At 44.5% G+C, this 245-nt stretch carries 1 pseudogene; it reads left to right on the top strand.

The window, feature by feature from the left end:
* Positions 1 to 44: 44 nt before the first annotated feature.
* Positions 45 to 245 (top strand): annotated as a pseudogene (locus tag B4920_RS27450) (cystathionine beta-synthase); the annotation flags it as partial.

Raw genomic sequence — 245 nt, 5'->3', positions numbered from 1 at the left:
TCCCCCTTTCTTGAATTTTGTTGGGACAAATTGGGAAGCCTATTATGAAGAACAGTCACAAAATGAAAAATCTACTGCCGGCATTTGTCATCACAATGGCAATGTCAGCAGTTATGTCTTTATGCATCACACCAAACGCTTACGCGTCGAAGTGGGATGAAAAAATGACCCCAGAGCAAGTCGAAGCGACCTTGGATAAGAAGTTTGCCGAAGGCAACTACTCCCCTAAAGGTGCAGACTCTTGC

Origin of the sequence: Zoogloea sp. LCSB751 (assembly GCF_002028455.1) — a bacterium.
Lineage (GTDB): Bacteria > Pseudomonadota > Gammaproteobacteria > Burkholderiales > Rhodocyclaceae > Zoogloea.
This window is presented reverse-complemented; position numbering and strand designations above follow the sequence as displayed.